An 8,923-nucleotide genomic window follows, 5' to 3' on the forward strand; every position below is an offset into this window, starting at 1 on the left:
CCTTTCACCTCAACCGAGGCGCGCATTCTACAGCAGCCTCATTTGCTGTCAAGTGATTATTTTCAGAAGTTTTCCAAGTTTCCTTTTCAACTTCAACCACTTGCGCTTCAGATCTCTCGTCAGCGGGAGGCGAATTCTACAGCGTTACACGCTGCTGTCAACACCTCTTTTTCAACTTCCTTTTGGCTTCGATGAACTGAAGCAACCTGCTGTCGAAAACTGCATAACTCATTGTTTACCAAGGAGTTTTCCGTTTCGACTGCGCCGGAAGTGGGGCGAATTATAGACATCTATAATCTGCCGTCAAGCACTCATTCGGGTTTTCTATCAACAACCTGCAAATCGCCCCAAAGGACGCCTATATAGAAGGACCAGAACACCCCTCTATATAGAAGAGCTTCCTCACAGACAGCCACAGCCCAGGTCCTGGCCAAAAAACAAAAAAGCACCCAAGGTGCTTTTTTGTTATCGCTATCAGTTGGACAAGGCCGCCACCCTCGCCCGCGCCGTGTGCAGCTTTTTATAGCTGTCGATCAGGCGAAGGTGCCTGTCGAGCCCTTCCAGCTTCATGCTCGTCGGCGTCAGACCGTAGAAACGTACGCTGCCATCCACGGACCCTATCGCCGCGTCCATCCGCTCATTGCCGAACATCCGGCGGAAGTTGACCTCGTAGTCGCTCAGTTCCAGATCATCGTCCAGCTGCATTTCCAGCACGACGTTCACGGCCTGATAAAACAAGCCGCGCTCGACGGTGTTGTCGTTGTATTGCAAGAAGGCTTCCACCAGATCCTTGGCCTGGTCGAACTTCTGCAAGGCGAGATAAATCAGCAGCCTCAGCTCCAGGATCGTCAACTTGCCCCAAGGCGTGTTGTCGTCGAACTCGATGCCGATCAAGGTAGTGATGTCGGTGTAGTCATCCAGCTCGCTGCTTTCCAAACCCTGAGCCAGCGATCTCAGGCCGACCTTGCTCAGGCTGTGCAGGTTCAGGATGTCAGCGCGGAACTGCAGCGCCTTGTTGGTGTTATCCCAGATCAAATCCTCTACCGGATAAATTTCCGAGTAATTCGGCACCAGAATGCGGCAGGCCTTGGCACCAATGTGCTCATAGACCGCCATGTACACTTCTTTGCCCATCTCTTCGAGAATGCCGAACAGGGTCGCGGCCTCTTCAGCGTTGGAGTTTTCGCCGTGACCGGAGAAATCCCACTCAACGAATTCGAAATCCGGCTTGGCACTGAAGAAACGCCACGAGACCACACCGCTGGAATCGATGAAGTGCTCGACGAAGTTGTTCGGCTCAGTCACCGCCTGACCTTCGAAGGTCGGCTGAGGCAGATCGTTCAGGCCTTCGAAACTGCGGCCTTGCAGCAACTCCGTCAGGCTGCGCTCCAGTGCCACTTCCAGACTTGGGTGCGCGCCGAACGAGGCAAACACGCCACCGGTGCGCGGGTTCATCAAGGTCACACACATCACCGGGAACTCCCCGCCCAGCGACGCATCCTTGACCAGCACCGGGAAGCCCTGCTCTTCCAGGGCCTGGATACCGGCCAGGATGCCCGGGTATTTCGCCAGCACCTCCTGCGGCACGTCCGGCAGGGCCATTTCACCTTCGAGGATTTCGCGCTTGACCGCGCGCTCGAAGATCTCCGACAGGCACTGCACCTGGGCTTCGGCCAGCGTGTTGCCGGCGCTCATGCCATTGCTCAGGAACAGGTTTTCGATCAGGTTGGACGGGAAGTACACCACCTCATTGTCCGACTGGCGCACAAACGGCAGTGAACAAATGCCACGCTGGGTGTTGCCGGAGTTGGTGTCGTACAGATGCGAGCCACGCAACTCGCCATCCCGGTCGTAGACCTTCAGGCAGTACTCGTCGAGGATTTCAGTCGGCAGTTCGTCCTTCGGGCCCGGCTTGAACCAGCGCTCGTCCGGGTAATGCACAAACGCCGCGTTGGCGATGTCCTCGCCCCAGAACTGATCGTTGTAGAAGAAGTTGCAGTTGAGGCGCTCGATAAACTCGCCCAGTGCCGATGCCAGCGCACCTTCCTTGGTTGCACCCTTGCCGTTGGTAAAACACATCGGCGAGTGCGCATCGCGGATGTGCAGCGACCACACATTGGGAACGATATTGCGCCACGAAGCGATTTCAATCTTCATGCCCAGGTCGGCCAGGAGGCCCGACATGTTGGCGATGGTTTGCTCCAGCGGCAGGTCCTTGCCCACAATGTAGGTGCCCGCTTCAGAAGTCGAGTGCGGCATCAGCAACGCCTGGGCATCGGCGTCGAGGTTTTCGACCTCTTCAATCACAAACTCAGGGCCGGTTTGCACCACCTTCTTTACCGTACAACGGTCGATGGAGCGCAAGATCCCCTGGCGGTCCTTGGCGGAGATGTCCGCCGGCAATTCAACCTGAATCTTGAAAATCTGGTTGTAGCGGTTTTCCGGGTCAACAATGTTGTTCTGCGACAGGCGGATATTTTCGGTGGGGATATTGCGAGTCTCGCAGTACAACTTCACGAAGTACGCCGCACACAACGCCGACGAAGCCAGGAAGTAATCGAACGGCCCCGGTGCCGAACCATCGCCCTTGTAGCGAATGGGCTGATCGGCGATCACCGTGAAGTCGTCGAACTTGGCTTCAAGTCGAAGGTTGTCGAGAAAGTTGACCTTGATTTCCATGTGCGATTACCAGAATAACGAGCTAAACGATTTGGCCGCCATTATCCGGTTTTTCGGCACTGACCGTTAACTTTCCACTATTTATCGATCAACGCCACACCGCGCTCCTCAAGCAAACGCACAAACATCGTCAGGCTCCGCGACACCGTCCCCCTGCGCCACACCAGCCAGGTGCGCAGATAGCGGAACGACTCCGACAGCGGCCAGACGCTGACCGTCGTGCATCCAGGCATGCTTTCGAGCATGCTGCGGGGCATCAGCGCCAGGCCGGCACCGGCGCTGACGCAGGCCAGCATGCCGTGATAGGACTCCATTTCGAAAATCTTGCCGGGCACCGCCGCACCATCGGCGAACCAGCTTTCGAAATGATGACGATAGGAACAGTTGGAGCGGAAGGCATAGATATTTTCGCCATTCACGTCCTTGGCCCGATGAATCGGCTCATGGTTGAGCGGTGCGATCAGGACCATTTCTTCCTCGAATGCAGGCACGCCCTCCAGCGCCGGATGCAACACCGGACCATCGACAAATGCAGCGGCCAGCCGCCCCGACAGCACCCCATCGATCATGGTCCCGGAGGGGCCGGTGGACAGGTCCAGTTCGACCTTGGCGTGCTTCTGGTTATAGGCGGCCAACAGCTCTGGAATACGTACCGCGGCAGTACTTTCCAGCGAACCCAGGGCGAAGGCTCCCTGGGGTTCTTCACCCGCCACGGTGGCGCGCGCCTCCTGAACCAGGTCGAGAATACGTCGAGCGTAATCCAGAAAGCTCCAGCCGGCCGGCGACAGGCGCAAGCGACTCTTCTCGCGAATAAACAGGTCCACACCCAGGTCCAGCTCAAGCTGCTTGATTCGGGTCGTGAGATTCGATGGCACCCGGTGGATATGCTGGGCGGCCACGCTGATGCTGCCGTGCTCGGCGACAGCCTTGAAAATTTCGAGCTGAACCAGATCCAAGTCATTCTCCAAACGTGAACGTTACGCTCAGTATTATTCAGTTTCCAGAAAACATATAGCCCCATACCCTGAGCCCATTCCTACCTCGCAGGACGGTGCCATGACCAACGTATCCAGCCTTACCCATGCCATTTCAATCAACCCGACCACGGGCGAGCAGATCGGCCATTACCCTTTCGAATCCGATTCGGCACTGCAGGCCACGCTGACGCGGGCCGCTACCGGGTTTCGTGCCTGGCGCGGCAAACCGGTTGAACAGCGCGCGCAGCTGTTGATCAACCTCGGCCAGGCCTTGCGCAACAATGCAGAGGCCATGGCGAATATGATCACCCAGGAAATGGGTAAGCCGATTGCCCAGGCCCGCGGTGAAATTGAAAAATGTGCGCAGCTGTGCGACTGGTACGCCGAACACGGCCCCGCCATGCTGAGCCCGGAACCGACCCTGGTTGAAGGCGGTAAGGCACGCATTGAATATCGCCCCCTCGGCCCGATTCTCGCCGTGATGCCGTGGAACTTCCCCATCTGGCAAGTCCTGCGCGGCGCGGTCCCCACCCTGCTCGCCGGCAACACCTACGTGCTCAAGCACGCGCCAAACGTCATGGGTAGCGCCTACCTGCTGCTGGAGGCCTTCAGGCAAGCGGATTTTCCCGAAGGTGTTTTCGAGGTCATCAACGTCACCCCGGAAGGTGTATCCAAGGCGATCGCCGACCCACGCATCGCGGCCGTCACCCTCACCGGTAGCGTACGTGCGGGTATGGCCATCGGTGCTCAGGCGGGAGCAGCACTGAAGAAATGCGTATTGGAACTGGGTGGCTCCGACCCATTTATCGTGCTCGACGACGCCGACCTCGATGAGGCGGTGAAAGCCGCCGTGATCGGGCGTTATCAAAACACCGGGCAAGTCTGCGCAGCCGCCAAACGCCTGATTGTCGAGCAAGGCGTTGCCCGGGAATTTACCCGCAAGTTCGTCGAAGCCACCCGACAACTGGTTGTCGGTGACCCACTGGCCAGCACCACCTATATCGGCCCGATGGCTCGCTTCGACCTGCGCGACGAACTGGATCAACAGGTGCGCGACACACTGGAAGAAGGCGCGACGCTGCTGTTGGGTGGAAACAAGGCTGAAGGCCCCGGCAACTACTATGCGCCCACCGTACTCGGCGACGTGACCGATCAAATGACATCATTCAAACAGGAGTTGTTTGGTCCTGTGGCCTCAATCATCACGGCCCGAGACGCCGCCCATGCGCTGGAGCTGGCCAATGACAGCGAGTTCGGCCTCACCGCCACCCTCTACACGCGCAATGCCGAACTTGCCCGACAGATGGCAGGCGAACTTGAAACCGGCGGCGTATTCATCAACGGCTATAGCGCCAGCGATCCGCGTGTCAGTTTTGGTGGCGTGAAGAAGAGCGGCTTTGGCCGGGAGCTCTCGCACTTCGGGGTGCGCGAATTCTGTAATGCACAGACGGTCTGGCTGGATCGGCGTTAAGGGGGCGTTGCGTTCCGAACCCGGCCCGGTGGCCGGGTTTCTGTTTTCATTATTGAATGGGAAGGTCAGCTCGCAGTTCCTGCATGGTGAGCAATCCCTGTTCAAGCCGTTACGTCCATCGATTGAGATGTTGGTGACATATGGGCCTGCTAAACCAGGAATCCAAAGGCCCGGCGCTTGCGCCGTCACCTTGGGATGAGCTGCAGATTCCACCATAAACGCACCTACACTGAGATGCACAGCGATTGAGAGAACATGGAGCTCCCCCCATGCGAACTAGCGCCCTTGTGATACTCCTTTTCAGCTATGCCGTGCTGATGGTGATTTTTTTCAAGCTGAATGCTCGAAACAATCGGCGCCGCAGAGAAGGTCTCTACGAAGCCTTTGAAACTACGATGCGAGAGCATGGGCTCAAGTCTTTCGAGATCCTCAAGGAAAGTATTTATATCGGTAACAACTTTCGGCCATCAGAGCTGTACCGGGTATTGCTGGACGACTCAGGGCACTACTTTCTTTACTTGCATGCCAGCAATACGCAGCCAGTTTTCATGCCGCTGACCGAAGAGCGAGCGTTACAGGCTGCACAGGGTGATATTGGAATTCAGGCATAGATCATCGCAACCGCTGCCAGGATGTAGCGGATGCGGACCTGTGCCAGGAACTCATGCAGCCTGGCGATAAGCGGCGAGTAGTCACCGGCACCACTGCTTCTCACAAGGTATCCCGTCGTAGTCGCCATCCATTTCCATTCCTGGGCAATTTTGCAGAAAGTTTGTGGCCTCTGCGCATGAAGTCATCTGCGAGCAATATTTGCGCCCATCGCATTTGACTGGAGCCGAAACAGGCTTTGGTGCAATCAAGACCGCAGAGATTCTTTGGGGGCTCGATGGCCGAGCCTCAAACCAGGACTGTAATTCAGGGAAAAACTTCCAAGCCAACAGACCAACAACAAGCAAAACCAAAATCAGTTTCATCTTGATCCATCCATGATGAGAGACCGTTTGTGTTCTCACGTTGCCTGCTTCCAGCTTAACCCACTATTCCATATACAACCTGCCGGCGAATTTCTTGGCGACTTTCAGCTCAGTGGCAATACTCCACCTTTTACTTCTCCCCATTCAGCAAAACGCATTGGGCCGGTGACCACACCGACCCAATGCCATACGACCTGATCCATTTATCGCGAATCGACTAACCCAACGTGTTAAGGCACACAACCTTGGGTTGGGTCATTTCCTCGTAGGCAAAACGCACCCCTTCCCGGCCCAGGCTACCGTACTTGGAACCGCCAAACGGCATCGCATCGAAGCGATAGTCGGAAGAGTCGTTGATCATCACTCCTCCGGCCTCGATCCTCCGTGCGGCGCTCATCGCGGTTGCCAGATCATTGGTGAAGATCCCGGCATGCAGGCTGTATTCGGGCTCATTGGCCAACGCGATGGCTTCATCGAAACTCTCGAAGCATTGCAGTACCACCACCGGTGCGAAGACTTCATTGCGCCAGAGTCGACTGGAATGATCGACGTTTTCCAACACGGTGGCGGCATAGCACGATCCTTCACGCCGATGGCCGCAGAGCAACGTGGCGCCCTCTTGCAGGGCCTCGTTTACCACTTGCTCGGCATTCTGCGCGGCTTGCGCGGTAATCATGGGGCCGATATCGGTAACGGCCAGTAATGGATCGCCGACCACAAGCGCGCGGGCCTGACTGACAAAACGCTCTCGGAACGCTTCATAAATCGACGCCTGAATCAGCAAGCGCTGGGTACCTACGCAGTTCTGCCCCGCTGCCCAAAAGGCTCCGGACACGCAACTCTCGACAGCGGCCTCAAGGTCGCAGTCGCCCATGACGATTACCGGCGCATTGCCGCCCAGGTCCATGGCCAGTTTCTTCAACCCGGCCGTGCGGGCAATCTGTTCTGCGGTGACGAAACCGCCGGTGAAGGAAATCATCCGCACCTCACGGGCGGCGACCAACGCCTTGCCCAGTTCCGCACCGCCGGTGGCGACGGTAACCACTGATTCAGGCAAGCCTGCCGCGACCAGATAAGACACCAGTTTAATGGCCGACAATGGCGCGAGCTCGGAGGGTTTGAGAATCACCGCATTACCGCCCGCAATGGCCGGACCGAGTTTGTGCGCCACCAGGTTCAACGGATCGTTGTACGGCGTGATCGCCACGATCAGGCCCAAGGGCTCGCGAGAAAACCAGCCCTGACGCGATTCGGAGCCTTCATAAGCATCGAAGGGAACCACCTCCCCGGCATTGCGCCTGGCCTCCTCGGCTGACAGCTTGAGGGTATTGACGCAACGTTTGACCTCTTTTTGCGCCTGTTTGAGGGTCTTCCCGGCCTCGTCGACGATCAGCCTGGCAAACACACCGGCATCCTGTTCGATGTTGATTGCGGCTTGCTCAAGAATGCGCGCCCGACGATGACGCGCTAACGCGGCGCACGCTCGTGCACCACTGCGTCCCGTCTCCAACAACTGCGGAACTTGCGACGCACAGACATTCGTCACGCTACCTATGAGGGAACCGTCATAGGCGTTAAAGACTTCAATGGGCGGCTCCACGATATCCAGAACCAGGCGCGATAATTTCACAGGCTTACTCCTGGTTGCGTGCAATGGATTGATGGATGCTGATGATGTCCGAGAGCAGCGCAAATGCTGTTTCCGTACGCCCGGCTCCCGGTCCCGAAACCGTCACCGCACCGAGCAGTTGCGAGGTAAACGACACCGCGTTGGTCGCGCCGCCAACACTGGCCAGTGGATGGTCGTTGTTCAACAGCCGCGGCTCGACACTGGCACTGATCGAGCCATCGGCATGGCGCATCGCCGACCCGATCAGCTTCCAGCGAGCGCCGTCCTGCCGGGCTTTTTCGATGTCGCCAAGGCTGAGGGACGAAATGCCGCTGCACGTGACGTCACTGACCGTCAGCTTCGCATCCAGCAGTTCATTCGCCAGGATCACCACCTTGAGGCGTACGTCATGACCCTCGACATCCGCCGTCGGGTCGGCTTCGGCGTAACCCAGTTCCTGAGCCTTGCTGACGGCCTCGGCAAACCCCAGGCCGCCTTCCATGCTGGTGAGCACGAAGTTGGACGTGCCGTTGAGAATTCCTTCAAAACCGACAATGGAGCTGCCGGCCAGCGCCTGCCTGGCCAGGCGGATAACCGGCGTGCCGCTCATGACCGAGCCTTCGTATTCAAAGGCGACATGCTTGCGTCGAGCCAGTGCCTTGAGCTCGGCGCCGTGCAAGGCGATCGGGCCCTTGTTGGTGGTGACGACATGCTGGCCGCCTTCCAGCGCCCAACGGCAGAACGAAGTTGCCGGTTCACCGTCTACCGGGTTGGTAAACGTGGCTTCAACAATAATGTCCGCGCCGCAATCCTTGATCACCGCTTCATTGAGGGCTGTGACGTCGCCACCCGGCAGTTGCGCCAATGCGCCTTTGACTGCCGGCAATTGGGCGAGCACATTGGCGTCCAGCCCTTCGCGGCCAATCACCGAACCGAGAAACAAGTCAGTCACGCCGACGATTTTCAGGGTGAAACCCAGTTCTGTTTTCCACTGTTCGTTACGATCGGCAATCAGCTGAGCCAATGCCCGGTTAACACCGCCAAAGCCAACCAGCGCCAATTTGTATTCAGTCATTTTGTTATGCCCTTGATCCGGGTGATGGGTTGTTGGGCACTAGGTTAGGGCTGGGCCCAGGGCAGTGAAATAGGTCAATTTGCTCTATTTTGTGGGCGTTTTGACCACCGTCATGACAATGCTTCAGCCATAAAATAA

General features: G+C 57.5%; 7 protein-coding genes and 1 pseudogene. 3 read left to right on the forward strand and 5 right to left on the reverse strand.

From position 1 onward, the window contains the following. Positions 1 to 195 (forward strand): annotated as a pseudogene (locus tag ACM6G4_RS15780) (hypothetical protein); the annotation flags it as partial. A gap of 279 nt (positions 196 to 474) precedes the next feature. On the opposite strand, the gene ACM6G4_RS15785 reads toward ACM6G4_RS15780, so the two are convergent. Next, complete coding sequence (locus tag ACM6G4_RS15785; protein ID WP_056724237.1) at positions 475 to 2,679, reverse strand: OsmC domain/YcaO domain-containing protein; 2,205 nt, start codon at positions 2,677 to 2,679, stop codon at positions 475 to 477. 77 nt (positions 2,680 to 2,756) lie between these two features. After that, positions 2,757 to 3,635, reverse strand: coding sequence for a putrescine utilization regulator PtrR (gene ptrR / locus ACM6G4_RS15790; RefSeq protein ID WP_056724235.1), 879 nt, complete (start codon positions 3,633 to 3,635; stop codon positions 2,757 to 2,759). Positions 3,636 to 3,735: 100 nt separating this feature from the next. On the opposite strand from ptrR, the gene ACM6G4_RS15795 reads away from it, so the two are divergent. Continuing rightward, a complete protein-coding gene (locus tag ACM6G4_RS15795) occupies positions 3,736 to 5,127 on the forward strand; it encodes an aldehyde dehydrogenase family protein (RefSeq protein WP_414914063.1) in 1,392 nt (463 codons plus the stop codon). Between the two features lie 269 nt (positions 5,128 to 5,396). Then, positions 5,397 to 5,738, forward strand: coding sequence for a hypothetical protein (locus ACM6G4_RS15800; RefSeq protein ID WP_056724230.1), 342 nt, complete (start codon positions 5,397 to 5,399; stop codon positions 5,736 to 5,738). A gap of 81 nt (positions 5,739 to 5,819) precedes the next feature. Here ACM6G4_RS15800 and ACM6G4_RS15805 read toward each other — a convergent pair whose 3' ends face one another. The 3 genes from ACM6G4_RS15805 to ACM6G4_RS15815 all read right to left on the reverse strand — a co-directional run bounded on the left by ACM6G4_RS15805 (position 5,820) and on the right by ACM6G4_RS15815 (position 8,785). Next, a complete protein-coding gene (locus tag ACM6G4_RS15805) occupies positions 5,820 to 6,101 on the reverse strand; it encodes an excalibur calcium-binding domain-containing protein (RefSeq protein ID WP_414914064.1) in 282 nt (93 codons plus the stop codon). A gap of 217 nt (positions 6,102 to 6,318) precedes the next feature. Then, positions 6,319 to 7,731, reverse strand: a complete 1,413-nt coding sequence (locus ACM6G4_RS15810; RefSeq protein ID WP_409079470.1) for an aldehyde dehydrogenase family protein — start codon at positions 7,729 to 7,731, stop codon at positions 6,319 to 6,321. A gap of 4 nt (positions 7,732 to 7,735) precedes the next feature. After that, positions 7,736 to 8,785 carry a homoserine dehydrogenase gene (locus tag ACM6G4_RS15815; protein ID WP_414914065.1) on the reverse strand — a complete coding sequence of 350 codons (1,050 nt, stop codon included), beginning with the start codon at positions 8,783 to 8,785 and terminating at the stop codon, positions 7,736 to 7,738. Between the last annotated feature and the right edge of the window lie 138 nt (positions 8,786 to 8,923).

Source organism: Pseudomonas sp. IT-P258, from assembly GCF_949767825.1.
GTDB lineage: Bacteria > Pseudomonadota > Gammaproteobacteria > Pseudomonadales > Pseudomonadaceae > Aquipseudomonas > Aquipseudomonas monachiensis.

Coding starts and splice junctions, on each gene's coding strand:
- ACM6G4_RS15805 (WP_414914064.1), bottom strand. CDS start 6,101: ATGAAACTGATTTTGGTTTTGCTTGTTGTTGGTCTGTTGGCTTGGAAG.
- ACM6G4_RS15815 (WP_414914065.1), bottom strand. CDS start 8,785: ATGACTGAATACAAATTGGCGCTGGTTGGCTTTGGCGGTGTTAACCGG.
- ACM6G4_RS15785 (WP_056724237.1), bottom strand. CDS start 2,679: ATGGAAATCAAGGTCAACTTTCTCGACAACCTTCGACTTGAAGCCAAG.
- ACM6G4_RS15800 (WP_056724230.1), top strand. CDS start 5,397: ATGCGAACTAGCGCCCTTGTGATACTCCTTTTCAGCTATGCCGTGCTG.
- ACM6G4_RS15795 (WP_414914063.1), top strand. CDS start 3,736: ATGACCAACGTATCCAGCCTTACCCATGCCATTTCAATCAACCCGACC.